The following is a 26237-nucleotide window of genomic DNA, read 5'->3' on the forward strand; positions in this document are numbered from 1 at the left end:
TGTCAGTGTCCGGTGTGCTCCCTCACCGCCGCGGCGAACGCGTCCCCACGGGCGGCGTAGTCACGGAACTGGTCCATGGAGGCGCAGCCGGGTGCCATCAGCACGGTGTCCCCGGGCTGGGCGAGGCCGGCGGCGGCCGCCACGACCTGTCGCATGACGTCAACGCCAGTCTCACTGGTCCCAGCCGTCACAACCGGCACATCGGGGGCGTGTCGCGCGAGAGCCTGCGCGATGACGTCGCGGTCTCGGCCGGTGAGGACGACGGCGCGCAGCCGTCCCTTCACCGTCTCGACCAGCTCGTCGAACGTCGCTCCCTTCGCGAGGCCACCGGCGACCCAGACGACGGGGTCGTAGGCGAGCAGGCTGGACTTCGCGGCATGCGGGTTGGTGGCCTTGGAGTCGTCGACCCACGTGACGCCGTCCTTCTCGGCGACCACGGTGATCCGGTGGCCGCCGGGGCGGAAGGCGCGCAGCCCGTCGCGGACCGCCGCCTGGCTGACCCCGTGGGCCCGCGCGAGGGCCGCCGCCGCGAGGGCGTTCTGCACGAAGTGCGGCGCCGGGCTCGCGAGGTCGCCGATCTGGCACAGCTCGGCGGCGCTGGTGGCGCGCTCCTCGATGAAGGCGCGGTCGACCAGGATGTCCTCGACCACGCCGAGCATCCCGACGCCCGGCATGCCCAGCGTGAACCCGATCGCGCGGGCACCTTCGACGACGTCGGCCTCCTCGACCAGTCGGCGGGTGGTCTCGTCGGCGACGTTGTAGACGCACGCGCGGGAGACGCGCTCGAAGACCCGGCCCTTGTCGGCGGCGTAGCCGGCCATGCCGCCCAGGTCGTCGTACCAGTCGAGGTGGTCCTCGGCCACGTTGAGCACGGCGGCCGACTCGGCGGCCATCGACTCGGTGTAGTGGAGCTGGAAGCTGGAGAGCTCGACCGCGAAGACGTCGTAGGGGGTGGGGTCCATGACCGCCTCGACGATCGGGCGACCCACGTTGCCGACGGCGACGCTGCGCAGGCCAGCCGTCCGCAGGATCGTGTCGAGCATCTCGGTGGTCGTCGTCTTGCCGTTGGTGCCGGTGATCGCGAGCCACGGAGCCGGGTGGTCGGGGTCGCGCAGCCGCCAGGCGAGCTCGACCTCCCCCCAGATCGGGATGCCGCGGTCGCGGGCCTGCGCGAGCAGGGCCGCCGACGGCCGCCAGCCGGGGCTGGTGACGAGCAGGTCGGTGTCGTCCGGCAGCGTGGCCGTCGCGCCCTCGCCGAGCCGGATCTTCGCGCCGAGCACCTCGAGGAGCTGGGCCTTCTCGGCCCGCTCCCCCTCGGCCGGCTTCTCGTCGAGCGCGGTGACCGCGGCGCCGAGGTGGAGGAGGTTGTCGGCCGCGGCGAATCCTGAGACGCCGAACCCGGCGACGACGGCGCGGACGCCCTCCCAGGAGTCGTGGCGGCCGAGTCGGCCGGGGTCGCCCATCAGTTGCCCGTCACCCACTCGGCGTAGAAGATGCCGACGCCCGCGGCGACGCAGAGGCCCGTGATGACCCAGAACCGGATCACGACGGTGACCTGCTCCCAGCCGAGCATCTCGAAGTGGTGGTGGATCGGCGCCATCCGGAAGATGCGCCTGCCCCTGCTCACCTTGAAGAACCCGACCTGCAGCATCACCGACAGGGTCTCCACCACGAAGAGGCCGCCCAGGATCACGACCAGCAGCTCGGTGCGGGACAGGATCGCCAGCCCTGCGAGGGCGCTGCCGAGCGCCAGCGAGCCGGTGTCGCCCATGAAGATCTGTGCGGGCGACGCGTTCCACCACAGGAACCCGATGCAGGCGCCGGCGATGCAGGCGGCGACGACCGCCAGGTCGAGGGGGTCGCGCACGTCGTAGCACTTGGGGTTCACGGTCACGCCGCACGTCTGGTTGGCCTGCCAGATGCCCACGACGACGTACGCCGCGAAGACGAGCGCGCTCGCCCCGGTGGCCAGGCCGTCGAGACCGTCCGTGAGGTTGACCGCGTTGCTGAACCCGGTGACGAAGAACCAGATGAGCAGCAGCACCACGATCGTCGGCAGCGTCCAGCCCCAGTCCCGCAGGAAGGAGATCTCGTTGGAAGCCGGGTTGCGGCCGGCCTCGTCGGCCAGGCGGTCCCACAGCGCCAGCCCGCCGAAGACCAGGGCGATGACGGTCTGGCCGATCATCTTGGCCCTGCTGCGCAGGCCCAGGTTGCGCTGCCGGTAGATCTTGATGAAGTCGTCGAGGAAGCCGACCAGGCCGGTTCCGACGAAGAGGAAGAGCAGCAGCAGCGCCGAGTACGACGGCTGCACGCCGGTCACCAGCTTGGCCACGAAGTAGCCGACCACCGTGGCCACGATGATCGCGACGCCACCCATCGTCGGCGTCCCGCGCTTCGTGTGGTGGGTGGTCGGGCCGTCCTCGCGGATCTCCTGCCCGTAGCCCAGCCGCGTGAACTCGCGGATCGCGATGCGGGTGCCGAGCAGCGAGACGAGGAGGGCCACTCCGCCGCCCAACAGGATCGCTCTCATGACTCCCTCACCACTGGCTCACCACTCGCACGGTGCTCCCTCGTCGCTCGTCTGTGGCCCCCTCCCGTCCTGGCGACGGGCCCGGACCATCCTGCCGTACGCCCGTTCGGCCCGCTTCACGCCATGCCGGTCGCTCCGCGAAGCCGTGTGATCAACGCCTCTCGTGAGACCTGCCGGTCGTCGAAGGGATGCACCACCCCGGCGACCTCCTGCCCGGTCTCGTGGCCCTTGCCCGCCACGAGCACGATGTCGCCGGCCTCGGCCCGGCCGATCGCCTCGGTGATCGCGGCCCGCCGGTCGCCGATCTCCAGCACCTCAGCGCCACCGCGCCCGGCCCCGTCGAGCACTGCGGCACGGATGGCCGCGGGTTCCTCGGTACGCGGGTTGTCGTCGGTGACCACGACGAGGTCGGCCAGCCGCGCGGCGATCTCGCCCATGAGCGGCCGCTTGCCGGCGTCGCGGTCGCCGCCGGCGCCGATCACGACCAGCACCCGCCCGTCGGTCAGTGGCCGCAGCGTCCTGATCGCCGCCTCGACGGCGTCCGGCTTGTGCGCGTAGTCGACGACGACGGTGAAGTCCTGCCCCGCCTCGATCCGCTCCAGGCGGCCGGGCACCCCGCCGCCCTGGCCGATCGCGTTCGCGATCCTGGTCGCGTCCAGGCCCGCCTCGGCCGCGGCCGCGATCGCCGCCAGGGTGTTCGTCACGTTGAAGTCGCCCGGGAGCGGGCAGCGCGCCTCGAGCCGGACGTCGGGGCCGACCACGGTGAACGTCGACCCTTGCGGGCCCAGCTCGACGTCGACGGCGCGCCAGTCGGCGTCGCCGAGCGTCGAGAACGTGCTGACCGGGATCGGGGCCTCGGCGGCGAGCCGCCGCCCGTGCTCGTCGTCGATGTTGACCAGGCCGCGCCGGGCGCGCTCGGGCGTGAAGAGGGAGGCCTTGGCGGCGTAGTACTCGGCGACGCTGTGGTGGAAGTCGAGGTGGTCGCGGCCGAGGTTGAGGAAGACCGCGACGTCGAACACGACGCCGTCGACCCGACCGAGCACGAGGGCGTGGCTGGAGACCTCCATGGCACACGCCTTGACCTTCTGCTCCCGCATCCGGGCGAAGAGGGCGTGCAGGTCGGGGGCCTCCGGCGTGGTCAGCGTGGTCTTCACGTCCTTGCCGGCGATCCGGGTGCCGACGGTGCCGATGACGCCGGCCGTCACCCCGGCCCGCTGCAGTCCGCCCTCGAGCAGCCGGGTCGTGGTCGTCTTGCCCTGCGTGCCAGTGACGCCGATCATCCGGAGGGCGGCCGCCGGGTCGCCGTACACCCGGGCCGCCAGGCGGCCGAGCGCGCGCCGCGGGTCCTCCGTGACGATGACGGGTACGCCGGCCAGCAGCGGCGACCCGGGCTTGACCCGGCTCGCGCCGACCTCGTCGGTCAGCACCGCGACCGCGCCGGCCTCCAGCGCGTCGGCGACGAAGTCGATGCCGTGGACCCGCGAGCCGGGCAGCGCGGCGTAGAGGTCACCGGGGAGGATCCGCTGGGTGCTCAGCGAGACGCCGGTGACGGTGGTCGCCTCGTCACCGGCGATCGTCGTGGCGTCGGGCAGCACCTCGAGGAGGTCGCGCAGGACCGTGCGCGGCGGGCGCTGCGGCCTCGTGGCGGCGACGCTCAGCCCGTCGCTGGTGCGGGTGTCGTGGGGCACCGGTCGATCATCCCAGCAGGTGGACTCAGTAGCGGAGCCGGCCCGGCCCCCACTCCACCGGCAGGTGGGAGGGCTGCGTGCCGGTCGGCGGGATGCCGTAGCGGGCGAGGAGGCGGCTCATGATCTTGGAGAACACCGGCCCGGCGAGCGAGCCGCCACCCTTGTTGGTCTTCGGGTCCTGGATGGCGACGTAGACGGTGAAGCGCGGGTTGTCCGCGGGTGCGAACCCGGCGAAGGAGACGGTGAGCGAGCCGTCGTAGCACTTGCAGGACGAGTCCGCCCGCTGCGCCGTGCCGGTCTTGCCGGCGACGCGGTAGCCCGGCACCTGGGCGCCCGGCGCAGTGCCGGTGGCCGGGTCGGGCACCCGCTCCATCATATTCATCATCTGGTCGGCGGCCTCGGCGCTGACGACGCGGGTCCGCGTGGTGCGGTCGCTGCCCACCGTCTGCCCGGAGTCGGTCGTGGCAGAGCCCTCGATGAGGCTGGGCGACACCCGCACGCCGCCGTTGGCGACGGTGTTGACCGCCGTGATCATCTGGAGCGCGTTGACGGACACCGACTGGCCGAAGTCGATCCGGTCCTGGATCTGGTGGTTCCACTGGGCGGCGCTCGGCAGGATGCCCGGGGACTCGCCGGAGAGGCCGACTCCCGTGCGCTGCCCGAGACCGAACTTCACCAGGTAGTCGCGCAGCTGGCCGTCGTCGAAGTGGTCGGCGGCGAGCACAGTGCCGATGTTGGACGACTGGGCGACGACGCCGGCCAGGGTCCACCGCTTCGTCGGGTGGTCGAACCAGTCGTGGATGACGCGGTCCTCGCGGTGCAGCGAGTTGGGCACCGTCAGCCGGGTCCGGTCGGTCACCTTGCCGGCGTCGATGAGCGCCGAGAGGGTCAGCACCTTCTCCACCGAGCCGGGCTCGTAGACGTCGGAGAGGGCGCGGCTGCCGCGGTCCGCCTTGGGTGACTCGGCGGGGTGGTTGGCGTCGAAGGTCGGGTAGTCCGACAGCGCCAGGACCTCACCGGTGCGGGTGTCCATCGCGAGGGCGACGCCCGACTCCGAGTTGGTCGAGGTCACCGCCTGGGCGAGGACCTTGTTGGCGTACCACTGCACGTCGCGGTCGATCGTCGTCTTGATGCTCTGCCCGTCGACGGGCGCGACCGAGGTGCTCTGCCCGAGTGGGATGCGGCTGCCGCTCGCGACCTCGTAGGTGGCGGTGCCGTCCTTGCCGGCCAGCCGCTTGTCGAACGTGCGCTCCAGACCACCGAGGGACTCGTCGGTGCCGACGAACCCGACGAGGTTGGCGGCGAGGTCGCCGCCCGGGTAGTCGCGCAGCGGGTCGCGGCGTGTCGTCAGGCCTTTGTAGCCGAGCGCCTCGGCCTCCTGGACGGCGCGGCTGGCGATCGTCGCCGGGATCCGGCGGGCGACGTACTCGAACCGGCTGCCGTCGGTGCCGCGCAGACGCTTGAGCGTCGTGAAGTAGTCGACGTCGAGCTTGTTGGAGAGGAACTTGGCCAGCTGCGGCGCGCGCTTGGAGGTCATCAGCGGGTCGGCGACGACCATCAGCCCGTCCACCGAGTCGGCGAGCGGCTCACCGTTGCGGTCGAGGATGTCGCCGCGGCTCGCGGGGAGCACGACCTGGACCATGTTGGCCTTGCGGGCCGCGGCCGCGTAGGAGTAGGGGTCGAAGCCCTGCAGCTGCACCAGGCGCGCCCCGAACAGGGACAGCACCATCGCGATCAGGACGAAGCCGACGCGGAGCCGGAAGTGGGACGAGCCGCGACCGGTGCCACGCTTCCTGGTCACGCGCTCCCCCTTGCTCTCTCACTCATCGTCATCGCTGACTGTTACTGGTGTTACTGGTGTGTCCTATGTGAGCAGTCTTGCTGCCCTGCGTGCCCGCGCCCGTCACCGAGCCCGCGTGTCGGGGTCCCGATCTCCTGGGACCTCAGCGGAACGAGGGCTTCCGGACGGACGGCCAGAGCGGCGGCGTGACGTCGGCGTTCGCGGGGGCCGGCTCGCCGCTGACCTTCCCGGTGTCCGTGTGCAGCATCGCCACGTTGCCCGGGATGACCATGCCCTGCTTCTGGGCGGCCTCGGCGACGTGCTGGGGGTCGCGCAGCTTCTCGAGGTCCATCTCCAGCCCCTGCTGCTGAGCCGCGAGGGTGGTCGCCTGCTTCTCGAGCCGCGACTCGGTGAACGCCGCCTGCTGCATCGAGGTGTTGAAGCAGAGCAGTCCGATGACGCCGCCGAGGAGGATCAGACTCACCAGCGTCACGAACGGGAACCGCGACGCCTGCACCCGTCGGCGAGGGACGACGGTCAACCGGGCGCGCTGGAGGGCGCTCGGCTCGAGCCACGCCAAGCGGCGAGAGGTGATCTTGGATGCTGCGCTGTTGCTCATGGAGGTCTCCGGGGAAGAGAAGACGGGGAAGGTCTCGGAGGGATGGACTAGGAGGGGCTGACTAGGAGGGACGAACTCGTTCGATGGCGCGCAGCCGGACCGAGGCTGCGCGGGGGTTCTGGGCGATCTCGGCCTCATCGGCCTGCTCGGCGCCGCGGGTGACGAGCCGGTGGGTCGGCTCCATCCCCTCGGGGACGAAGGGCAGCTCCGGCGGGACGTCGAGCTTGGTCGCGGCGGTGAAGGCCTGCTTCACGAGCCTGTCCTCGAGGGAGTGGTAGGACTCCACGACGACGCGGCCGCCGACCGCGACCGCCTGCACGGCGGCGGGGATGGCGCGGCGCAGGACGGCGAGCTCGTCGTTGACCTCCATGCGCAGCGCCTGGAAGGTCCGCTTCGCCGGATGGCCGCCGGTACGCCGGGCGGGCGCGGGGATCACGTCGTAGAGGAGCTCCACCAGCGGGCCGCTGGTCGTCCACGGCGTGGTCTCGCGTCGACGGACGATGGCGCCGGCGATCCTCGAGGCGAACTTCTCCTCGCCGTACTCGCGCAGCACGCGGGTCAGCTCGCCGGCGCTGTAGGTGTTGAGGACGTCGGCGGCGGTCGGCCCGGTGCTGTCGTCCATCCGCATGTCGAGCGGCGCGTCCTCGGCGTAGGCGAAGCCGCGCTCGCGGACGTCGAGCTGCATCGACGAGACGCCGAGGTCGAACAGGACGGCGTCGACGGTCGACAGGCCGAGGTCCGCCATCACGTCGGGCAGCTCGTCGTAGACGGCGTGGACGCCGGTGAACCGGTCGCCGTACGGCGCCAGCCGCTCCCCCGCCATCGCGAGCGCGTGCTGGTCCCGGTCGATGCCGACGAGCCGGCAGGTGGGGATCCGCTGCAGGATGGCCTCGCTGTGACCGCCCAGCCCGAGCGTGCAGTCCACGGCGACGGCGCCCTCGCGGGCGAGAGCCGGGGCGAGCAGCTCGATGATGCGGTCGAGCAGCACGGGCACGTGACGCGGCGCGCCTGCACCTTCGCTGCTGCTCATCGACCCCACCCTTGGTTCCGTCCTTGGAAATGTGTGCGGCTCCGTAGAACCAGGTCTCATGCCCGCTCCCTCCGACCTGTGGGAGAGCGCGCCGTCTGGTGCCGGGGAAGGTGCCCCAGAAGGCGACGATCATCTGGAACCGGGGAAGGTGCCCCAGATGACCGCGAGCGGGACTGAGACCTCGTCCTGCGGAGCCGCTGTTCAGTTGTCGTCCGGTGGCCTCCGGCCACGTTCTTTCGGTCAGCTTTCGGTCAGCTTCCGGTCAGCTCTGGGCTGCCGGCTCCTCGTCGAGGTCGGCGAACTTCGCCTGCGCCACCGCCGAGTAGTCCTGCCAACGCTCCGGGTCCCAGATCTCGATCCGGTCCATCACGCCGATCACCACCACGTCCTTGGTGAGGCCCGCGTAGGCGCGGAGGAGCGGCGAGATGCCGATCCGACCCTGCTTGTCCGGGACGCCGGGCTCGGCGCCGCCGAAGAGGATGCGGGCGTAGTCGCGTGCCCCCCGCGAGGTCAGCGGCGTCTGCTGGGCCCGCTTGGCCTCTTCCATGAAGACGTCCTCGGGCCACACGACCAGGCAGTTCTCCTGACCCTGCGTCACGACAACCCCCTCTGACAGTCGCTCCCTGAACTTGGCGGGGAGGAAGAGGCGGCCCTTCTCGTCGAGCTTCGGAGTGAAGGTGCCCATGAAGAACATCGGGCACCACCCCCCTCGGTCCGACCAGGCCGCCCCACTTCCGTGGCCCCGTCCTCCACTTTGCACCACCGTACCCCACTTTCCTCCACCGTCAACCACCGACGCCGTGTCTCGGCCGCGATTCGCTCCCTGAGGCGCTGGTCAGGCACCTGCTGCGGCGCCCGGGCGCCGCGGGCGCCGTCCTGGAGGGCGCCCACAGGGGTGCGGTGGGGCGGGGTGGAGCACCCGTGCGCGCCGCGGTGGAGCGCGGTGGTGGGGCGGGGTGGAGCACCCGTGCGCGCCGCGGTGGAGCGCGGTGGTGGGGCGTGGTGGAGGACGGAGCGGTGAACCGTTCGTGGGTTAAAACCGTTGAGCAGGCGTGGAACAAGGTGAAGAAGTGGGAGCGAAACGCTTGCCGCTCGCCGTACGGTTGGCACAGAGCCCCGCGAAGAAGATGCGGACGGCCTGCGCCGGAAGGACCACACGTGAGTACGCCGACCGCTGAGACACCCGCACCCCATCCCACGGTTCCCGGCGCCGACCTCGAGACCCTCACGCGGGTCGCCGGCCGGATCCGCAGCAACATCGAGCGCGTCATCGAGGGCAAGCCCGATGTTGTGTTCTCGGCGGTCGTGGTCCTGCTCGCCGAAGGGCACCTCCTCATCGAGGACGTGCCCGGCGTCGGCAAGACGCAGCTCTCCAAGGCGCTGGCGCGCTCCATCGACTGCACGGTCCGGCGGATCCAGTTCACGCCGGACCTGCTGCCGTCTGACGTCACCGGCGTGTCGGTGTTCAACCAGGACACGCGCGAGTTCGAGTTCCGGCCCGGCGGCGTCTTCGCCAACATCGTCGTCGGCGACGAGATCAACCGTGCCTCGCCGAAGACCCAGTCGGCGCTCCTGGAGTGCATGGAGGAGCACCAGGTCACGGTCGACAACACGACCTACCAGCTCGACGCGCCGTTCATGGTGATCGCGACCCAGAACCCGGTCGAGATGGAGGGCACCTACGCCCTCCCCGAGGCGCAGCGCGACCGCTTCATGGCGCGGGTGTCGATCGGCTATCCCCCGCTGGCGGCCGAGATCGCCATGCTGGCCACCCACACCCAGGCGAACCCGCTCGACGACCTCGAGCCGGTCACCGACGCCAGCGAGATCCGCAAGCTGATCGGGATCGTCGGCCAGGTGCACGTCTCCGACCCAGTGCAGCGCTACGCCGTCGCGCTGACCTCGGCCACCCGCGCGCACGACGAGCTCAGCCTCGGCGCCTCACCCCGTGCGACGCTCCACCTGGTCCGCGCCGCGAAGGCCAGCGCCGCGCTGCACGGTCGTGACTACGTGCTGCCCGACGACGTCTCCTCGCTCGCGGCCCCCGTCCTCGCCCACCGCCTGCTCCCGACGGTGGAGGCGACGATGACCGGCCGGACGCCCGCCTCGGTGCTCAACGCGATCATCGCGACGGTGCCGGTGCCGGCCGGCAGCGCCGGCTGACCAGCGGTGCGCCGTGCGTGAGGCACTCTCCGGCCTGACGCTCCGAGGGCGGGCGTTCCTCGCCGCGGGCATCAGCGCCGTCGTCTGCGCGGTCCTCCTCGGGCAGTCGACCCTCGTCCGGGTCGGCGTGCTCCTGGTCGCACTTCCCCTGGTCACGGCGTACGCCGTGGGCCGGGCGCGCTACAAGCTGTCGCTGGTCCGGACGGTCAGCCCACAGGTCGTGCCGGCCGGGCAGCCGTCCCGGGTCCGGCTCGCCCTGCGCAACGACGGGCGGATGCCCACCGGTGCGCTCCGCATCGAGGAGCAGGTGCCCTACGCCCTCGGCAGCAGACCCCGCTTCGTGGTCGAGGGCATCGAGCACGGCTGGCGCGGCCGGGTCGAGTACCCGGTCCGTGCCGAGGCGCGCGGACGCTACGAGCTCGGCCCGATGACGGTCCGGGTCGGCGACCCCTTCGGCCTCGTCGAGCTGACCCGCGCGTTCCGGACCACCACTCCCCTCGTCGTCACGCCCCGCACCGTCCCGCTGCCCGGGATCTCGCTGAGCGGCTCGCTCACCGGCTCGGGCGACCAGCGCCCGCGCGCGTTCGCCGGCGGCAGCGCGGAGGACGTGACAGTGCGGGAGTACCGCCGCGGCGACGACCTGCGCCGGGTGCACTGGCGCAGCTCGGCCAGGGTCGGCGAGCTGATGGTGCGGCGCGAGGAGCAGCCCTGGCAGACCCGGGCGACCGTCTTCCTCGACAACCGCATCGGCGCGCACCGGGGCGAGGGTCTCGCGTCCTCGCTGGAGACGGCGGTGACGGTGGCCGCCTCCGTCGCGGTGCACCTGAGCAGCCGCGGCTACACGGTCCGCCTGGTCACCGCCGCCGGCGAGGACCCGGCGACGTCCTGGCAGCACGACGACACCGAGGTGACCGCCGGCCGCCTCCTCGAGGCGCTGGCGATGATCGAGCCGCTGCCCAACACCGCGCTCGACCCCGGCTGGCTGAGCGGCGAGCACGGCTCGGGCGCGCTGACCGTCGCCGTCCTCGGCGGGCTGAGCGGGCCCGACCTCTCCGTGATGCGTCGGGTCCAGCACCACGCCGGCGCGGCCCTCGCGGTCGCCCTCGACGTCGACGCGTGGGGCGCGACCCGGACCCCGACCGGCGGCGCCACCGGCTGGCTGCTCCAGCAGGGCTGGCGGGCGGTGGCGCTCACCCCCGACGGCCGGGTCGACCGGGCCTGGCAGGAGCTCGGCGCCGTACGCGGGGCACGGGGGGTGGCACGTGCGCATCCGTGACACGGCCTTCGCGCCGGTCCTGCAGGCGATCGCGGCGGCCGTCACCGTCTGGGTGACGACGCTGTCATGGAGCTCGTTCTCCGAGGATCCCGCCTCCTACCTGCAGCCGCTGCTGCTGGTCGGCACGGTCATCGTGGTGGTCGGCTCGGTGGCCCGCTGGGCACGGGCGCCCTGGTGGCTCGTGCTCCTCGCCCAGCTGGTCATCGGCGGCGCCACCGTGAGCCTCTACATCACCGGCTCCCCGCTGCCGATCGGCGGCGCCTGGGACGAGCTGCACGCAGAGCTCTCGCACGCGGCGGACGTCGTACGCGCCGAGCGTCCGCCCGTCGCCGTGGCCGGCGGCATCGCGCCGCTGCTCGTCGGCGGCGGGCTGTTCTGCTTCATCATCGTCGACCTGCTCGCGTGCACCTTCCGCAGGACCGCGCTGGCCGGGCTCCCGCTGCTGGCGATCTACGCCGTCCCCTTCTCCGTCGTCGAGGGTGGCCTGCCGTGGTGGGGCTTCGCGCTGAGCGCCGCCGGGTTCCTCGTGATGCTCGTGCTCAGCCAGAGCGAGATCGTCGGCCGGTGGGGACGCCGGCTGGAGGCGACCGGTGCGTCCGGCCCGGAGGAGAGCGCGGGTGCCGTCTACGTCGGCAGCGTCGCCGTCGTCCTCGCGCTCATCCTGCCGAGCCTCGTGCCGACGCTCGACCTGCACCTGTTCGGGCTCGGACCGGGCAGCGGCGACGGCGGCCACATCACCGTCACCAACCCGCTCGTCGACCTGCGTCGCGACCTGGTGCGCGGACCGGACGTGCCGGTCATCGACATCACGACCGACGACCCGAACCCGTCGTACCTACGCATCGCGGTGCTCAACCGCTTCGGCGACAACGAGTGGACGGCGGGCAACCGCACGGTCCCCGCCAACAACGACGCCGAGGGCACGCTCCCCGGTCTCCTCGGCGTGGCGACGTGGGTGAAGCGGACGTCCTACGACTACCGCGTCTCCATCGGCCAGGGCTTCGACTCGCGGTGGCTGCCGACCCAGGCGCCGATCTCCGACATCCACGCCGAGGGCGACTGGCGCTACGACAACCGGACGATGGACTTCCTCGCCGGGCCGCACCAGCGCTCCGCGGCCGGCATGAACTACGACATGACCGCGGTCGACCTCGACCTCAGCACGACCGACCTCATCAACGCGCAGGCGTCGCCCGGCACGGTCGGCACGTCCTACCTCGACCTGCCGAAGGACTTCCCCGCCAGCGCTCGGACGCTCGCCAAGCAGGTCACCGACTCCGCCGACGGCGACTTCGCCAAGGCCGTGGCGCTGCAGAACTGGTTCCGTGACCGCGGCGGTTTCGTCTACGACGACACCGTCCCGATCGGCAGCAGCCCGGGCGACCTCGAGAGCTTCCTGTCGACGGGGCCCGACGGCCGGCGCGGCTACTGCCAGCAGTTCGCTGCCGCGATGGCGGCGATGGCGCGCAGCCTCGACATCCCGGCCCGGGTCGCCGTCGGGTTCCTGGCGCCCGAGCGGGTCGGCCCGTCGCGCTGGCAGTACAGCACCCACGACATGCACGCGTGGCCGGAGCTCTTCTTCAGCGGTGCGGGCTGGGTGCGGTTCGAGCCCACCCCCGCGGCACGCGTCGCCGACGTGCCGGCGTACACCCGCAACCTCGACAACGCGCAGATCGACAACGAGCCGAGCGTGGCGCCCACGACCGCGCAGCCCACGGCCGGCGCGTCCAACGCGCAGCGGCCGCAGCAGGAGCAGCAGTCGACGTCCAGCTCGCCGATCGCGAGCTCGCACGCTGTTCTCTGGTGGGCCCTCGGCGCCGTCGTCGTGATCCTCCTGGCCGGCGTCCTCGCCCTCCTCCCCTCGCGGATCCGGCGTCGGCGCCGCGCGGTCCGGCTCCACGCCGCGAGCGCGGAGGGCGCCTGGGCGGAGATCCGGGACACCGTCATCGACCTCGGCCTGCTCTGGCCGTCGGGGCTCTCGCCCCGCGCGATCGGGAAGTCGCTCGAGCGCTACGTGCCGGGTGACGACCGCGACGCGCTGTGGCGGGTCGTCGAGGCCGTCGAGGTCGCGCGCTACTCGCTGCGCCCGCCGGTCGCCGTCGCGGCCGACGACGTGCTCACCGTGCTGGCCGCCCTCCACAGCGCCGCTCCGGAGCGGGCGGTCCGGCGGGCGACGTGGTGGCCGCGGTCGGTGCTCCAGCGGACGCCGGTCGAGACCGGCTCGCCGGAGCTCGTCGACCAGGTGGGCTGACGGCCGGCCGGGTCTCCGCTCTCGGCGGGCTGCTGCCTGGCAGGATTTCCGGTCGGCAGGCTGCTACCGACCTGATGACTCGGTAGAGCTAGCGGGTCACCAGCCGGCGTTGCCGTCGCGGCGGCGCTGCCAGCGCTGCTCCATGCGGTCCATGAAGGACGCGTGGCTGCGGCGGTTGCGGGCGCGCCGGCCACCGTCGAAGACGGTGAAGCCGTGGCTGGGGTGGCTCAAGGAAGTGTGTACGACGGGCTTGGACCGCAAGGCGGCCAGACCGACCGTCGCCGAGCCGAGCATGATGACGAACCCGATGATCCCGACGACCGGGAGCTGGGTGATCACGCCGGTCATCAGTAGTGCGATGCCGACGACGAAGACGACGCCCGCCAAGACGGCGCGACGGCGCGCGGCGCGTCGGAACGAGGTGCCGCGGAGAGTGGAGGCGAACTTGGGGTCCTCCTGGAGGAGGGCGCGTTCCATCTGCTCGAGTAGCCGCAGCTCCTCTTCCGAGAGTGGCACCGGTCCTCCCGCTGGTTCGAAGGCGGCAGTGCCGCCGCGTTGATTCCTACCGTCAGTCTAGGCAGCAGGTTCCCGCCACGGTACCCAGCAAGAAGAAATTGGCACACTCCGGGTGACCCGAGGTCACGCGCGGGTGGCCACGAGGTGAAGCTGCGCGGCGAGCGGGAGGAAGTCGGGCCGTTGCGCGACCGCCAGCTCCAGGTCGGCGAGGGCCGCGGGAGCACCCGGCTCGAGGTCGAGCAGCGACCCCGGGACGAGGTCGGCGAAGACGCGGACGCCGTGCGTCGACTCGACGGAGAACCCGGCCCCGGCCAGCAGGTCCGCGGCCTCCGCGGCCGTGAACCGCCGGCCGGCCCGCCCGGACGGGCCGGTGTCGTCGAGGAGGGCGAGGGCCTGGGCGAAGTGGCCGGCCATCGCCCGCGCCACGACCGACGCGTTGCGCTGGGCGACCAGCAGGCTGAGCCGACCCCCCGGGCGCAGCACCCCACGGAGGGAGGTCAGCGCCGCGGCAGGATCGTCGACCACCTCGAGCACGCCGTGGCACAGGACGACGTCGGCACTGGTCGGGTCGACGCCGAGCGCCGCGAGGTCACCCTGGCGTCCCTCGACGCTGACGCCCAGCTCGCGCGCACGGCGCGCCAGCGCGGCGAGCGCATCGGGACTGGGGTCCACGACCGTGACCCGGTGGCCCAGCTGGGCGACTCGGGCGGCGAAGCCGCCGGTGCCACCGCCGATGTCGAGAACGTCGAGCGGCGGGGCGTCGAGGATCGGCTGGAGCGTGTCCCACACGACGGCCGTCCGGGCGCTGCCCCGGCGTTCGCTGACGGTCATGGCACCACCCTAGTGGCCGGTCCGCGCAGGCTCGGGAGGGTCAGCCCACCCGACGATCGTGCGCCGCGAGCGAGGCGTGCGGAACCAGGCCGAGCGACTGTTCGACGACCGCGAGGAACCGGTCGGCGTCGCGCACCAGCTGATCGGCCTCGGCGCGGCTCACGGCCCTGATGGAGCCCGCCTCCGCGGCCGCCCGCTTCGCGGCACCCGCGGCGAAGAACGTCGCCCAGTCGGCCAGCTCAGGAGCGACCTCGCTGAGCAGGACCCACGCGTTGCGCTGCGGGCGGCGCCGGGCGGTGAGCGTCGGCGTCGAGCGAGCCGCCAGCAGGGCGGCCGCCGCCTGCAGGGCCGCGACGTGGGCGCAGGCGTAGCGGGTGGCGACGTCGTCGGCCTCCATCGCCTCGGCCAGCGAGCCGGCCGAGCGCAGGAGGTAGGCGTGCGTCGTGGCAGGCAGGAAGCCCGGGACGGCCTCGGTCGTCACCTGCGTCATCACGACTTGCTCCTCTCCGTGGTCCGGCGGCGGCGAGGGTCGAGGTCACCGCCGCCGGACGGTTCGAACACATGTTCGATATCCAGACGGTAGCGCCGTCGGGAGACCCGGTCAAGGGCCGTTCCTCCGGCGTCCAGAGCAGTCAAGCAGCGAGCGCCGACAGTCCTCAGAGGGTCGGTCGGGAGGCTGGGTCCGGACTCAGGTGGAGGGGCGGGCGGGCTCGGCCTCGGGATCGGCGTGGATGTAGGCGGTCGTGTCGGGGTGCCACAGGGGCACCATCAGCGCGGCGAAGAGGGCGAGCCCCACCACGGTGCAGACGGCGAACGCGGTGGGCTGCCCGACCCGCAGACCGGCGATGCCGGCGACCGCGGAGAAGAACAGCAGCACCGTGATGCTGAGGCGCGCCCACTCGTAGCCGTTGCTCAGGAACACGCCGAGCACCGCGACGAGACCGGCCAGGACGACATACAGCGTCACGGCGACGGGGATGAAGTGCGGCGGCTGGACCGAGCCCTGCTTGACCGCCTCGAGGCCGCGGGTCTCCAGGACCTCGCGGACCGCGGGATTGCCCTCCGCCCACGAGCGGATGAGGTCGTCCTGCCGGACGATGATCAGCACCACCGTCACGGCACCGAGCAGGACCAGGGCCCCCAGCAGCTGCAGGGCCAGTCTCAGCGACGCGGGTCGCTCGTCCACGCATGCACTCCGTTCACTCATCACTCGTCATCGCTCGTCGGCCGGAGATCGCTAGGGTCAGCGCATGGCGTCCGACCTCACCGCGCACCCGTCCGTCGTCCGCTTCCGCGAGGAGCACGCACACCGCGGCGGAACGGGTGACATCGTCATTCTGCCCGACTCGGTCCACACGGCCGCACTGGCCGCCGCCGCACTCGGCTGCGAGGTCGGCGCGATCGCCAACAGCCTCCTCTTCGACGCCGGCGGCACACCCGTGCTGGTGCTCACCTCCGGCGCCCACCGGGTCGACACCGGGGCGACCGCGACACGCATCGGCGTCGAGCGGCTCGAGCGGGCCGCGCCGGAGTTCGTGCGCGAGCACACCGGTCAGGTGATCGGCGGGGTCTCCCCCATCGGCCATCCCACGCCGATCCCGACGTACGTCGACACGGCGCTGCAGCACTACCCCGTGCTCTGGGCGGCCGCAGGCCATCCCGCCACGGTGTTCTCCACGACCTACGACGAGCTGCTCGCCCTGACCGGCGCCACGGCCGTCGACGTGGAGTAGCCGACCTCCGCCATGGACAGCCTCTCCCTCGCGTTCTCGAGCGGCTGGGCCAGCGGCGTCAACGCCTACCTGGTCGTGCTCGTGCTGGGGATCGCCGACCGGGTCGGCGGGTCCGGTGACATCCCCGACGTGCTGGGCACCTGGCCGGTGCTGACGGTGGCCGGCGCGCTCTACGCGATGGAGTTCGTCGCGGACAAGATCCCCTACGTCGACTCCACGTGGGACGTCATCTCGACGGCGATCCGCCCGACCGTCGGCGCCGTGATCGGCGTGCTCGTGGCCGGCGATGCGAGCACGCTCGACCAGGCCGTGAGCGGCGTGGTCGGCGGTGGCACCGCGCTCCTCTCCCACCTCACGAAGGCGGGCAGCCGGCTGGCGATCAACGCCTCGCCCGAGCCGGTGAGCAACATCGCGGCTAGCCTGAGCGAGGACGCTGCGGTACTCGTCGTCATCGGCTTCGCGATCGACCACCCGCACCTCGCGGCCGCCATCGCCGGGGTACTGCTCGCCGCGGGGCTCGTCGCGCTCTACGCCGCCGGGCGGTTGATCCGGCGCGGGTGGCGACGGTGGAAGGGCCGCGGGCCGGCCAGGGTCTAGGTCAGGGTCTAGGGTTGCCGCCCGTGGCACGGGTGGTGGTCGTCGGCGGCGGGTTCGGCGGACTGGCCTCCGCGGCCCGGCTCGCCAAGCTCGGCCACGAGGTGACGCTGCTCGAGGGTGAGCCGGCACTCGGAGGTGCGCTGCGCCCGGTGCAGCAGGACGGGTTCGCCTGGGACGCGTCGGCGTCCACGACGCTGCTGCCGGCTGTCGTACGCGACCTGTTCCGCAAGTCGGGGCGCCCCCTCGAGCGGGAGCTGGACCTGGAGCCGCTCGATGTGGTCAGGGAGCACCGTTTCGCGGACGAGACGTCGGTGCGCCTGCCGGGAGGCTCCCGCGCGGCCCAGCTCGCCGCGTTCGACGAGCTCACCGGCAAGCGCGGTCGCCCCCAGGGCCAGGCGTGGGTCGACCACGTCGCCTCCTACGGCGAGGTGTGGGAGCTGCTCCGCCGGCACGTCTTCGAGCAGCGCACGTCGAGCCCGCCCGCGGAGGTCACCGCCCTCCTGCGCAGTCGCGAGACGCTCCACCGCCGGCTGCGGCGCAGCTTCGCCGACGAGCGCCTGCGGCTCGTCGCCGCCCACCCGTTCGAGGCCGCCGGCCACACGCTGCGCGACGTGCCCGCCTGGGCAGGGCTCACGGCCTACCTCGAGCAGCGCTTCGGGGCCTGGCGCCCGGCCGGAGGCATGGGGTCGCTGGCCGCGGCGCTGGCCGACCGGATGACGACGCGGCGGGTCGCTGTCCACACGTCGACGCCGGCGCTCGACCTGGTGCTGCGCGGCGGCCGGGCGGTCGCCGTACGCACCTCCGAGGGCGAGGTCGACGCCGACGCGGTGGTCGTGGCGACCGACCCGCGACGCCTGCCGGCGCTCGCGCCGTACGCCGGCCGCTCGATGCCGGCGATCCCGCCGTTCATCGTTCACCTCGGCCTCAGCGGCGACGTCCCTGACCTGCCGGCCGAGCTGGTGCTGCACGGCGAGCCGACGCTCACGCTGCGGCCGGGCGGTCGCGCACCGGAGGGCGGGCACGCGTGGACGGTGCAGGTGCGGGGCCGGCTCCACGAGGACGTGCTGCTCGCGCTGGCGCGGCACAGGATCGACGTCCGCGAGCAGGTGGCGACGCGGGTCGACCTCTCCCCGCGCGAGCTCGTGGAGCGGTGGAACGGCTCGCCGCTGGGCGTCCAGTGGCGCGGGCGGTCGACGTCCCGCCTCGGCCCGGTGACGCCGATCCCGGGTGTCTACGCGGCCGGCGCGCACGCGGTCGCCGGCGACGGCCTGCCCTTCGTCGGCCTGTCCGCCGCCCTGGTCGCCCAGGAGCTCGCGACGGCGTGAGTCAGACCGTGAGGTTGAGCTTCGCGAAGATCTCCAGCGTCGCCTTGGAGCGGTTGAGCGTGTAGAAGTGCAGTCCGGGCGCGCCGCCCGCGAGCAGCTCCTCGCAGAGCTCGGCGGCGATCGCGACGCCCTCCGCACGGACGGCGGCCGCGTTCTCGGCCTTGGTCTGGATGCGGGCGACGATCTCCTCGGGCACCGACGTGCCGATCAGCTCGCCCTGCCGGCGGATCGCCGCGAGGTTCAGGATCGGCATGATGCCGGGGAGGATCGGGATGTCGACCCCGAGGTCGCGGACACGCTCTACGAGGGCGAAGTAGTCGGAGGCCCGGAAGAACATCTGGGTGACCGCGAACGCGGCCCCCGCCCTCGCCTTCGCGGCGAGCACTTCGGCATCCGCGTCGAGCGAGGCCGCGGACGGGTGACCCTCGGGGAACGCGGCGACGCCGACGTCGAAGACGCCGCGCTCGCGGACCAGCTCGACCAGCTCGGTGGCGTAGGTGAACCCGCCGTCGGTCGGGGTCCACGGCGCGCGCGGGCCCTCGCTCGGGTCACCGCGCAGCGCCATCACGTTGCGCACCCCGGCGGCGGCGTAGTCGTCGAGGATCGCCTCGATCTCGGCCACCGTGTGGCCGACGCAGGTCAGGTGGGCCATCGGCACCATCGACGTCTCGCGCGCGATCCGCTCGGTGACCTTCACGGTCTTGTCGCGGGTCGAGCCGCCGGCGCCGTACGTCACGGAGACGAACGTCGGTCGGTAGGGCTCCAGCGCCTCGATGGCTGACCAGAGCTGCTCCTCCCCGGCCTCGTCCTTCGGCGGGAAGAACTCGAACGAGAACGAGCGGCCGCCCTCACGGATCAGCCGCCCGATGTGCTTCGCATCGTTCTCGCTCATGTCCAGCATCCTAAGGAACGGGGCAGCCCGGATCCGGCATCGTCCACCCCTTAGGCTCGACGTTCGTGAGCGACACCTGGGACGCCGACGACTTTCGCGCGCGGGTTCAGGAGGCGCTCGACTCGTTCCTCGACCGCCAGGCGGCGGTCCTCGCACCGCTCGGCTCGGACGCCGCACGACTGCTCGAGCAGGCACGGGTCACGGTCAGCGGCGGGAAGCGATTCCGCGCCGCGTTCTGCTACTGGGGTCACCGCGCGTTCGCGCCGGACGGCGTGGACGACGACGCCCTGATCCGGGCGTGCGCCGCGCTGGAGCTGCTGCACGCCTCCGCGCTCGTCCACGACGACTACATGGACGCCTCCGACACGCGGCGCGGCCGGCCGTCGACCCATCGCGCGCTCGAGGCGGAGCACCGCGACGAGGACTGGCGGGGCAATCCGGAGCAGTACGGCGCCGCGGCGGCGATCCTGCTCGGCGACCTGCTGCTCTCGTGGGCGGACGAGATGCTGCGCCGCTCGGGCTTCCCGGTCGACAAGGTGGCGCCGGCGCTCCAGGTGTTCGACCTGTGCCGGACCGAGGTGATCGCCGGGCAGTTCCTCGACGTGTCGGTCCAGGCCCGCGGCCGCGCCGACGTGGACACCGCGATGACGGTGCTGCGCTACAAGTCGGCGAAGTACTCCATCGAGCGGCCGCTCCACATCGGCGCCGCGCTGGCCGGCGCGTCCTCCGCCGACCTGGCCGCGCTCACCGCCTTCGGGCTGCCGTTGGGTGAGGCGTTCCAGCTGCGCGACGACCTCCTCGGCGTCTTCGGCGACCCCACCGAGACCGGCAAGCCGGCGGGCGACGACCTCGTCGAGGGCAAGCGGACGGTCCTCGTCGCGCTGGCGCTCGACGCGGCGTCGGCGCGGGACGCGGCCCTCCTCGACGGCTCGCTCGGGCAGGCGCTCAGCGAGGAGCAGGTCGACGAGCTGCGCCGCGTCATCACGGCGTCGGGCGCGCGCGAGCAGGTCGAGGCCGCGATCACCGCACTCACGAGCTCGGCCCTCGCCGCGCTGGAGCGCGCGACGGTCGACGAGCGGGCCCGCGGTGTGCTGCTGGGGCTGGCTCAAGCCGCGACGCAGCGCTCCGTCTGAGGTCCCGGCCGCTCAGTCCAGGCTGGGCAGGTCGACCTCCGGGCCCTCGCCTCGCAGGAGCACGGCCATCGTGGCCTGCCCGCTGCGCTCGGCGAAGATGCCGGTGACCTGGTCGAAGGTGCTCCTGTCGGCATGGGCGAGCGGCCCCCACTCGTCCCAGAGGAGCAGCAGACGCCCGTCGACGTCGCGCAGGACGTCGCGCAGCGCGTCGAGATTGCGGCCGTAGTGGTCGGGCGCCTGGAGCGCGCTGCCGAGCGCGTCCATCAGCGCCGACTTCTCCTCGATACCGACGCCGTCCACCCGCGCGAACCGCCACCCGGCGTGCTCGACCGTGTGCCTGACGTCCGCTGGGCCGAAGGCCGCATGCCATCGGTAGACGCCGGGTGCATGGTGCCCGGCCAGGATGCCCGCGAGTCCGCTCATATCTGCCGTCCCTTCGAGTGGTGCTTACCGCCTGATCCGTTCGAACTGCTGATAGTGGTCGGCGGTCCAGTAGTACTCGCCGCCCTCACCTGTGATGATCCGCCGCGCGCCGCGATCGCGCGACCCCGGCGTCGGCACGGTGTACTCGGCGTAGTACCCCCGGGGCTCCTTCGGAAGCAACCCCTCCAGGTTGCCGAAGGTGCTGCCGTCCTTGCCGGGATAGGGGAACGGGCCGCCGGCGTCGATGAGCTCGAGTGTCTGCCGCGCCTGCGGCGGCAGGTCGGCGACGCCGACCCACGGCAGGCCGGACTCGGGGTCGACGCGGGCCGACCTCGTCGCGGACGGGGTCGGCGCGGAGGAGGTCGACGCGGAGGAGGTCGACGGGGAGGAGGTCGGCGCCGCGGCCCGAGGCGGGTCGTCGCCGTTCCCGCACGCGGACAGGGCGAGGAGGACGGCCGCGAGGACGGCCGCGATCGCTGTGATCGGGGCGAGCGTCCGGCGGGTCATCGTCGCCCGAGGCGCCAGCGCCGGCTCAGAACGCCATCGCCTGGGCGCGGCGCTTGGCCTCGGACCCTCGGTTCTCACGGAGCGCGTCGATCGGGCGCCCGGGCAGGTCGGCGTCGAGGTAGAGCCAGGCGATGCACTCCCGGTCGTCGTACCCGCCGTCGTGGAGCACGGTCAACAGGCCGGACAGGCCCTTGACCGGCTCACCATCGACGATGAAGTCGGCCGGGACCCGCTGGCCGGCACCCTTCTCCCCCGGGTTCGGCACGGCCGCCGCGAGCTGGTGCTCACGGATCATGGTGCGCACCTTGCCGACCGTCACGCCGAGGCGCTTCGCGGCCTCCGCCCAGTCGATCCAGTCGGTCACCAGCTGGGCCAGGTCGTGGTCGGCGAGTCGCAGCGGAGCGTCCATACGCCGATCCTAGGCGGCCCCCTCGTCGAGCGTTCGGGCGAGTCGTACGTCGGCGCCGAGTGGATCGCTCCGTACCATGGCTCTGATCCGGTCCCTTCCCCGACCGGTAGCAGGAGGGTCGACGATGCAGGCTGACCGGCGTGGGCAGAGCCGTGCCGGCGCTGAGTCGCGCGTGGACCACGATCCCCTGATCGGGCGCACGCTCGACGGCCGCTACCGGCTCACCTCGCGCATCGCGCGGGGCGGGATGGCCGGCGTCTACGAGGCCACCGACCTCCGGCTCGACCGGACGGTCGCGGTCAAGGTCATGCACAGCGGGATCGGCGGCGGCTCGAGCAGCGGCCACTCCGACGACGGCGCGTACGCCGCCCGGTTCGTGCGCGAGGCGCGGGCGGCCGCCCGGCTGTCGCACCCGCACGTGGTGTCCGTCTACGACCAGGGCGAGGACACCGGGTCGCCGTACCTCGTCATGGAGCTCGTCCCGGGTCACACCCTGCGCGACACGATCACCACGCAGAGCCCGATGGCACCACGCCGTGCGCTCGCGTTGATGGAGCCGGTCCTGTCCGCGCTCGCCGCTGCCCACCGGGCCGGCCTGGTGCACCGCGACGTCAAGCCCGAGAACGTGCTGATCTCCGACGACGGCACCGTCAAGGTCGCCGACTTCGGTCTGGCCCGTGCCGTCACCGCCGACACCCAGCACACCTCCACCGGTGTGCTGATCGGCACGGTCTCCTACATCGCGCCCGAGATCGTCACCGAGGGCCGCGCGGACGCCCGTGCCGACGTCTACTCGGCCGGCGTCGTCCTCTACGAGCTGCTCACCGGCCGCAAGCCGCACGAGGGCGAGACGCCGATCCAGGTCGCCTACAAGCACGTCCACGAGGACGTCCCGCCGCCGTCGCGGCTGGTCCCCTCCCTCCCCCCGTACGTCGACGCGCTGGTCGCACGGGCCACGGCCCGCGACGCCGGGCTGCGGCCGGCCGACGCCGGCGTGATGCTGCGGCAGGTGCAGCGGGTCGCCTCCGCGCTCGCCGCGGGCATGAGCAACGACCACGAGCTCACGACCGACCTCTCGCTGCCGCCGCGCGTCAGCGACGACACGACGCCCCAGCGGTGGGACGAGCCCGACCGCACGCGCACCGTGGCGCGGTCGGCACCGGCGCCCGGGCCGGCCCGTCCGGTTGAGCGGTCCCGCCGTCGGGGCCCGCTCAAGGTGGCGCTGGCCGTGCTGCTGGTCGCTGCGCTCGGCGTCGGCGCCTGGTGGTTCGGCTTCGCGCGCTACACCAGCACCCCCGGCGTCATCGGCCTGACGCAGCAGGCTGCCGCGGCCCGGCTGAAGGCTGCCGGGCTGGAGATGAAGGTCGGCGCGCCGGCGTACTCCGACACCGTCAAGGCCGGGCACGTGATGCGCACCGACCCGGCCGGTGGCGACCGCGTCCTCGACGGGCACGCCGTGACGATCACGCTCTCCCAGGGCGTCGAGCAGTACCAGCTGCCCGACCTCACCGGGAAGACGCTCGACCAGGCCCAGGACGCGCTGCTCGCGATCAAGATGAGCTATGGCAAGGCCGTCGAGAAATGGTCGAACGCCGTGCCCAGCGGGCAGGTGATCCGCACCGACCCGGCCGCCGGCGCGACGCTGCGCCCCGGCACGTCCGTCGACGTGTGGGTCAGCAAGGGCCGCCAGCCGGTCCAGGTCGCCGACTGGCGCGGCAAGGACGCCGGCAAGGCGAGGGCCGCGCTGGAGCAGGCCGGGCTCCAGGTCGAGACGGACAGCAAGTACGACGACGACGTCCCGAAGGGACGCGTCATCAGCCAGAGCCCCGACCCGGGCACGCTCCACAAGGGCGACACCGTCAGCCTGCTCGTGTCCAACGGGCCCGAGCTGGTCGAGGTCCCGCGCGTCACCGGCCACGGCATCGACTCCGCCAAGAGCGATCTCCAGGACGCAGGCTTCAGGGTCGACGTCGAGCACTACACGCCCTACTTCGGCATCGGCTTCGTGATGAAGCAGGACCACGCGGGTGACAAGGTCCCGAAGGGGTCCACGATCACGGTGTGGATCTCCTGACCGCGAGCTCGTAGCCGCTGAGGCCCCGGTCTGCGTACTCTTCGATCCAGTCAGGGATCAGGAGGTCTCCGTGATCAGGTTGATCGTGTTGGTGCTCGCGATCGTCGCGCTGCTCGCCCTCATCTGGTGGAGCGCCGGTCTTCCCGAGCAGGGTCCGGGCGACCGGCTCGCGCGCAAGTACAGGAAGTCCGGCGGTTCGTGGGGCGGCGGCGGATGGGGCGGCGGCGGACTGTAGAGGGGCGACCCGCCGTCCAGGAGCGTCAGCTCCGATGCCGTCGCCACCGCGCGCCGTCCTACCCTGACGCCGTGCCGACCCCTGACCAGATCGACCACCGACAGAGCCGACCGATCGGCACGCATGTCCAGGTCGGCAAGGGGCTGGTCGCGGGAGCGCTCGCGCAGGCCGACCTGCTCGGCTGCGAGACGCTGCAGATCTTCGTCGGCAACCCACGCGGGTGGGCGCTGTCCGCGGGCAAGCCGTCCGAGGACAAGGAGTTCAGGCGGCAGCTGGAGGGCCGCGGCATGCGGGCGTTCATCCACGCGCCGTACCTCGTGAACCTCGGCAGCCCCACCGCGGCCACCTACGAGCGCTCGGCGGCGATGGTGGCGCACAACCTGCGCCGCGCCGTCGAGCTCGGCGCCGAGGGCGTGGTCGTGCACACCGGGTCGTTCGTGAGCACCGACGGAGACCCCGACGCGCAGCTCGCCACCGCGATGGGCCAGGTGCGGGAGGCACTGCTGCCCGTGCTGGAGACGATCGGTGACGAGGCCGCGCCGTGGCTGCTGCTCGAGCCGACGGCCGGACAGGGACGGTCGCTGTGCGCGAGCGTCGAGGACCTGACGGCGTACCTCACCGCCCTCGACTTCCATCCGAAGGCCGGCATCTGCCTCGACACCTGCCACGTGTTCGCGGCCGGGGCCCCGCTCGACGAGGACGGGGGCGCCACCGCGACCGTCGACCGGATCGTGGAGATCGGCGGCGCGGGCAGGCTGCGACTCATCCATGCCAACGACTCGATGGACGTCCGCGGCGCCTTCAAGGACCGTCACCAGAAGATCGGCCAGGGTCACATCGGCACGGGCGCCTTCTCCGAGCTGTTCGCCCACCCGGCGACTGCCGGCGTGCCGTTCATCCTCGAGACGCCCGACTCGCGCGACGCCGACAACGTGGACATCCCGCTGCTCAAGCGGCTCCGCGACGCGTCCCACTAGGCGGACGTCCAGTCCCGCATCCCGGACGGCTCGGCTACTGTCGGCGCCGTGACGCCGACCTCGTATTTCTTTGGACGCCTGCCGGGTTCTCCCGTGCGGGCAGTCCTGTCGTAGGACCGCTCACACACCAACGAGACGCCCCGGCCGGTGCCCGGGGCGTTCGTGTATCCGGGGCAGGCCGGGCCAACGAGAGGAACACATCATGGTCGTGGTCATGGCTCCCGGTGCCACCGACGAGGACATCGCGCGCGTCGTCGAGCGGGTCGAGGCGGTCGGCGGCGAGGCCTTCGTCAGCAAGGGCCTCACCCGGACGATCATCGGGCTGGTCGGCGACATCGACTCCTTCCACCACCTCAACCTGCGCACGCTCGCGGGCGTCGCGGACGTCCACCGGATCTCGGACCCCTACAAGCTGGTGAGCCGCCAGCACCATCCGGACCGGTCGACCGTCTGGGTCGACGGCGTGCCGATCGGACCACAGACGTTCACGTTCATGGCCGGGCCGTGCGCGGTCGAGTCGTCGGAGCAGACGCTCGAGGCCGCCCAGATGGCGAAGGCGGCCGGCGCGACGATCCTGCGCGGCGGTGCGTTCAAGCCGCGCACCTCGCCGTACGCCTTCCAGGGGCTCGGGGTCCGCGGTCTCGAGATCCTCGCCGAGGTCGGCGCGGCCACGGGCCTCCCGATCGTCACCGAGGTGGTCGACGCCCGGGACGTCGCCGTCGTCGCCGAGCACGCCGACATGCTGCAGATCGGCACCCGCAACGCACAGAACTTCGGGCTCCTCCAGGCCGCCGGGGACGCCGGAAAGCCGGTCCTGCTCAAGCGTGGCTTCAGCTCGACGATCGAGGAGTGGCTGATGGCCGCCGAGTACGTCGCCCAGCGCGGCAACCTCGACATCGTGCTGTGCGAGCGGGGCATCCGGACCTTCGAGCCCGCGACCCGCAACACCCTGGACATCTCCGCCGTCCCGGTCGTGCAGGCGGCCTCGCACCTGCCGATCATCGTCGACCCGTCGCACGCCGCCGGGCGTCGAGAGCTGGTCGTACCGCTGTCGCGGGCGGCCATCGGCGTCGGCGCCGACGGCATCATCGTCGACGTCCACCCCCATCCGGAGGACGCGCTCTGCGACGGCCCGCAGGCGCTGCTCGGCAGCGACCTGCGGGAGCTGGCGGCGGCGGTGCGCACGATGCCCGGCCTTCTCGGCCGCGCCGACGCTTCCCGTCTCACGAAGGTCTTGGCGTAGCCTGC

At 72.6% G+C, this 26237-nt stretch carries 26 protein-coding genes; 11 read left to right on the top strand and 15 right to left on the bottom strand.

From position 1 onward, the window contains the following. Positions 1–2 precede the first annotated feature (2 nt). From murD to mraZ, 7 genes are all read right to left on the bottom strand, one after another. Positions 3–1463, bottom strand: coding sequence for a UDP-N-acetylmuramoyl-L-alanine--D-glutamate ligase (gene murD, locus QDS12_RS21270; RefSeq protein WP_279882910.1), 1461 nt, complete (start codon positions 1461–1463; stop codon positions 3–5). Then, on the bottom strand, positions 1463–2530 hold the full coding sequence (mraY, locus tag QDS12_RS21275) for a phospho-N-acetylmuramoyl-pentapeptide-transferase (protein ID WP_279882912.1): 1068 nt from the start codon (positions 2528–2530) through the stop codon (positions 1463–1465). Before mraY ends, murD begins: the two co-directional genes overlap by 1 nt. A gap of 116 nt (positions 2531–2646) precedes the next feature. Beyond that, positions 2647–4125 carry a UDP-N-acetylmuramoyl-L-alanyl-D-glutamate--2,6-diaminopimelate ligase gene (locus tag QDS12_RS21280; protein WP_279883505.1) on the bottom strand — a complete coding sequence of 493 codons (1479 nt, stop codon included), beginning with the start codon at positions 4123–4125 and terminating at the stop codon, positions 2647–2649. 118 nt (positions 4126–4243) lie between these two features. Then, positions 4244–6019 carry a penicillin-binding protein 2 gene (locus QDS12_RS21285; RefSeq protein ID WP_279882914.1) on the bottom strand — a complete coding sequence of 592 codons (1776 nt, stop codon included), beginning with the start codon at positions 6017–6019 and terminating at the stop codon, positions 4244–4246. A gap of 142 nt (positions 6020–6161) precedes the next feature. Then, positions 6162–6617, bottom strand: coding sequence for a hypothetical protein (locus QDS12_RS21290; protein WP_279882916.1), 456 nt, complete (start codon positions 6615–6617; stop codon positions 6162–6164). Positions 6618–6678: 61 nt separating this feature from the next. Further along, positions 6679–7647, bottom strand: coding sequence for a 16S rRNA (cytosine(1402)-N(4))-methyltransferase RsmH (gene rsmH, locus QDS12_RS21295; RefSeq protein ID WP_279882918.1), 969 nt, complete (start codon positions 7645–7647; stop codon positions 6679–6681). A 262-nt stretch (positions 7648–7909) separates the two neighbouring features. After that, positions 7910–8341, bottom strand: a complete 432-nt coding sequence (gene mraZ, locus QDS12_RS21300) for a division/cell wall cluster transcriptional repressor MraZ (protein ID WP_279882920.1) — start codon at positions 8339–8341, stop codon at positions 7910–7912. 551 nt (positions 8342–8892) lie between these two features. Here mraZ and QDS12_RS21305 point away from each other — a divergent pair. The 3 genes from QDS12_RS21305 to QDS12_RS21315 are packed head-to-tail and all read left to right on the top strand — an operon-like array spanning position 8893 to position 13337. Beyond that, a complete protein-coding gene (locus tag QDS12_RS21305; protein ID WP_279883508.1) occupies positions 8893–9810 on the top strand; it encodes a MoxR family ATPase in 918 nt (305 codons plus the stop codon). 13 nt (positions 9811–9823) lie between these two features. Beyond that, the gene (locus QDS12_RS21310; protein WP_279882922.1) at positions 9824–11086 is read left to right on the top strand and encodes a DUF58 domain-containing protein; all 1263 of its coding nucleotides are present in this window, start codon (positions 9824–9826) and stop codon (positions 11084–11086) included. After that, on the top strand, positions 11073–13337 hold the full coding sequence (locus QDS12_RS21315; protein ID WP_279882924.1) for a DUF3488 and transglutaminase-like domain-containing protein: 2265 nt from the start codon (positions 11073–11075) through the stop codon (positions 13335–13337). Before QDS12_RS21310 ends, QDS12_RS21315 begins: the two co-directional genes overlap by 14 nt. 96 nt (positions 13338–13433) lie before the next feature. Here the strand turns inward: QDS12_RS21315 and QDS12_RS21320 are convergent, their stop codons facing one another. The 4 genes from QDS12_RS21320 to QDS12_RS21335 all read right to left on the bottom strand — a co-directional run bounded on the left by QDS12_RS21320 (position 13434) and on the right by QDS12_RS21335 (position 15870). Then, positions 13434–13853, bottom strand: coding sequence for a DUF3040 domain-containing protein (locus QDS12_RS21320; RefSeq protein WP_279882926.1), 420 nt, complete (start codon positions 13851–13853; stop codon positions 13434–13436). Between the two features lie 123 nt (positions 13854–13976). Beyond that, entirely contained in the window at positions 13977–14684 is a 708-nt protein-coding gene (locus QDS12_RS21325) for a methyltransferase domain-containing protein (RefSeq protein WP_279882928.1), read from the bottom strand. A 40-nt stretch (positions 14685–14724) separates the two neighbouring features. Next, positions 14725–15174, bottom strand: a complete 450-nt coding sequence (locus tag QDS12_RS21330) for an SAV_6107 family HEPN domain-containing protein (protein ID WP_279883511.1) — start codon at positions 15172–15174, stop codon at positions 14725–14727. 198 nt (positions 15175–15372) lie between these two features. Next, positions 15373–15870, bottom strand: coding sequence for a hypothetical protein (locus QDS12_RS21335; RefSeq protein WP_279882930.1), 498 nt, complete (start codon positions 15868–15870; stop codon positions 15373–15375). 64 nt (positions 15871–15934) lie between these two features. Between QDS12_RS21335 and QDS12_RS21340 the strand changes: the two genes are divergently transcribed. The 3 genes from QDS12_RS21340 to QDS12_RS21350 are packed head-to-tail and all read left to right on the top strand — an operon-like array spanning position 15935 to position 18339. Beyond that, a complete protein-coding gene (locus tag QDS12_RS21340) occupies positions 15935–16417 on the top strand; it encodes a YbaK/EbsC family protein (protein WP_279882932.1) in 483 nt (160 codons plus the stop codon). Positions 16418–16429: 12 nt separating this feature from the next. Continuing rightward, positions 16430–17014 (top strand): DUF4126 domain-containing protein, encoded by a 585-nt coding sequence (locus QDS12_RS21345; protein WP_279882934.1) that lies wholly within the window; start codon positions 16430–16432, stop codon positions 17012–17014. Positions 17015–17037: 23 nt separating this feature from the next. Continuing rightward, positions 17038–18339 carry an NAD(P)/FAD-dependent oxidoreductase gene (locus QDS12_RS21350; protein ID WP_279882936.1) on the top strand — a complete coding sequence of 434 codons (1302 nt, stop codon included), beginning with the start codon at positions 17038–17040 and terminating at the stop codon, positions 18337–18339. A 1-nt stretch (position 18340) separates the two neighbouring features. On the opposite strand, the gene metF is transcribed toward QDS12_RS21350, so the two are convergent. After that, complete coding sequence (metF, locus tag QDS12_RS21355) at positions 18341–19231, bottom strand: methylenetetrahydrofolate reductase [NAD(P)H] (protein WP_279882938.1); 891 nt, start codon at positions 19229–19231, stop codon at positions 18341–18343. Between the two features lie 65 nt (positions 19232–19296). Here metF and QDS12_RS21360 point away from each other — a divergent pair, with 65 nt between their 5' ends. Then, complete coding sequence (locus tag QDS12_RS21360; RefSeq protein WP_279882940.1) at positions 19297–20364, top strand: polyprenyl synthetase family protein; 1068 nt, start codon at positions 19297–19299, stop codon at positions 20362–20364. A 12-nt stretch (positions 20365–20376) separates the two neighbouring features. On the opposite strand, the gene QDS12_RS21365 is transcribed toward QDS12_RS21360, so the two are convergent. The 3 genes from QDS12_RS21365 to QDS12_RS21375 are packed head-to-tail and all read right to left on the bottom strand — an operon-like array spanning position 20377 to position 21703. Next, positions 20377–20787 (bottom strand): barstar family protein, encoded by a 411-nt coding sequence (locus QDS12_RS21365; RefSeq protein ID WP_279882942.1) that lies wholly within the window; start codon positions 20785–20787, stop codon positions 20377–20379. 24 nt (positions 20788–20811) lie between these two features. Further along, complete coding sequence (locus QDS12_RS21370) at positions 20812–21294, bottom strand: ribonuclease domain-containing protein (protein WP_279882944.1); 483 nt, start codon at positions 21292–21294, stop codon at positions 20812–20814. 25 nt (positions 21295–21319) lie between these two features. Then, positions 21320–21703, bottom strand: coding sequence for an Rv2175c family DNA-binding protein (locus tag QDS12_RS21375; RefSeq protein WP_279882945.1), 384 nt, complete (start codon positions 21701–21703; stop codon positions 21320–21322). 172 nt (positions 21704–21875) lie between these two features. On the opposite strand from QDS12_RS21375, the gene pknB reads away from it, so the two are divergent. From pknB to aroF, 4 genes are all read left to right on the top strand, one after another. Next, on the top strand, positions 21876–23777 hold the full coding sequence (gene pknB, locus QDS12_RS21380; protein WP_279882947.1) for a Stk1 family PASTA domain-containing Ser/Thr kinase: 1902 nt from the start codon (positions 21876–21878) through the stop codon (positions 23775–23777). 70 nt (positions 23778–23847) lie between these two features. After that, positions 23848–24012: a hypothetical protein gene (locus tag QDS12_RS21385; RefSeq protein ID WP_279882949.1), complete on the top strand. Its 165-nt coding sequence runs from the start codon at positions 23848–23850 to the stop codon at positions 24010–24012. A gap of 71 nt (positions 24013–24083) precedes the next feature. Next, the gene (locus QDS12_RS21390) at positions 24084–24989 is read left to right on the top strand and encodes a deoxyribonuclease IV (protein ID WP_279882951.1); all 906 of its coding nucleotides are present in this window, start codon (positions 24084–24086) and stop codon (positions 24987–24989) included. A gap of 202 nt (positions 24990–25191) precedes the next feature. Continuing rightward, positions 25192–26232: a 3-deoxy-7-phosphoheptulonate synthase gene (aroF, locus tag QDS12_RS21395; RefSeq protein WP_279882952.1), complete on the top strand. Its 1041-nt coding sequence runs from the start codon at positions 25192–25194 to the stop codon at positions 26230–26232. Positions 26233–26237: the final 5 nt, after the last annotated feature.

This window comes from Nocardioides sp. CER19 (genome assembly GCF_029846275.1).
Classification (GTDB): Bacteria; Actinomycetota; Actinomycetes; order Propionibacteriales; family Nocardioidaceae; genus Nocardioides.

Coding starts and splice junctions, on each gene's coding strand:
- murD (WP_279882910.1), bottom strand. CDS start 1,463: ATGGGCGACCCCGGCCGACTCGGCCGCCACGACTCCTGGGAGGGCGTC.
- mraY (WP_279882912.1), bottom strand. CDS start 2,530: ATGAGAGCGATCCTGTTGGGCGGCGGAGTGGCCCTCCTCGTCTCGCTG.
- QDS12_RS21290 (WP_279882916.1), bottom strand. CDS start 6,617: ATGAGCAACAGCGCAGCATCCAAGATCACCTCTCGCCGCTTGGCGTGG.
- rsmH (WP_279882918.1), bottom strand. CDS start 7,647: ATGAGCAGCAGCGAAGGTGCAGGCGCGCCGCGTCACGTGCCCGTGCTG.
- mraZ (WP_279882920.1), bottom strand. CDS start 8,341: ATGTTCTTCATGGGCACCTTCACTCCGAAGCTCGACGAGAAGGGCCGC.
- QDS12_RS21325 (WP_279882928.1), bottom strand. CDS start 14,684: ATGACCGTCAGCGAACGCCGGGGCAGCGCCCGGACGGCCGTCGTGTGG.
- QDS12_RS21330 (WP_279883511.1), bottom strand. CDS start 15,174: ATGACGCAGGTGACGACCGAGGCCGTCCCGGGCTTCCTGCCTGCCACG.
- QDS12_RS21340 (WP_279882932.1), top strand. CDS start 15,935: ATGGCGTCCGACCTCACCGCGCACCCGTCCGTCGTCCGCTTCCGCGAG.
- QDS12_RS21345 (WP_279882934.1), top strand. CDS start 16,430: ATGGACAGCCTCTCCCTCGCGTTCTCGAGCGGCTGGGCCAGCGGCGTC.
- metF (WP_279882938.1), bottom strand. CDS start 19,231: ATGAGCGAGAACGATGCGAAGCACATCGGGCGGCTGATCCGTGAGGGC.
- QDS12_RS21365 (WP_279882942.1), bottom strand. CDS start 20,787: ATGAGCGGACTCGCGGGCATCCTGGCCGGGCACCATGCACCCGGCGTC.
- QDS12_RS21370 (WP_279882944.1), bottom strand. CDS start 21,294: ATGACCCGCCGGACGCTCGCCCCGATCACAGCGATCGCGGCCGTCCTC.
- QDS12_RS21375 (WP_279882945.1), bottom strand. CDS start 21,703: ATGGACGCTCCGCTGCGACTCGCCGACCACGACCTGGCCCAGCTGGTG.
- aroF (WP_279882952.1), top strand. CDS start 25,192: ATGGTCGTGGTCATGGCTCCCGGTGCCACCGACGAGGACATCGCGCGC.